This is a genomic window from Pseudomonas sp. HY13-MNA-CIBAN-0226, from assembly GCF_040310305.1.
Lineage (GTDB): Bacteria > Pseudomonadota > Gammaproteobacteria > Pseudomonadales > Pseudomonadaceae > Aquipseudomonas > Aquipseudomonas gregormendelii.
The window spans coordinates 1-232 of record NZ_JBEOPS010000680.1; the positions used below are offsets into that span (position 1 = coordinate 1).

General features: G+C 60.8%; 1 protein-coding gene. It reads left to right on the plus strand.

The window, feature by feature from the left end:
• A partial coding sequence (locus tag AAEZ05_RS30410; RefSeq protein WP_350650407.1) for an EAL domain-containing protein occupies positions 1-232 on the plus strand: 232 nt, incomplete at both ends.

Sequence of the window (232 nt, forward strand, 5' to 3'; positions counted from 1 at the left end):
GTGATGGATGATCCGGAAGTGGCGCTGGAACAAATGCATCGCTTGCGCGAACTGGGTGTGCGTCTGGCCATCGATGATTTCGGCACCGGCTATTCGTCGTTGCTGCGGCTCAAGCGCCTGCCGGTGCAGAAACTCAAGATCGATCAGGGCTTCGTCGCCGGGTTGCCGTGGGATGAGGATGACGTGGCGATTGTCCGGGTGATCATCGCGCTGGCGCGGAGCATGGGTATGC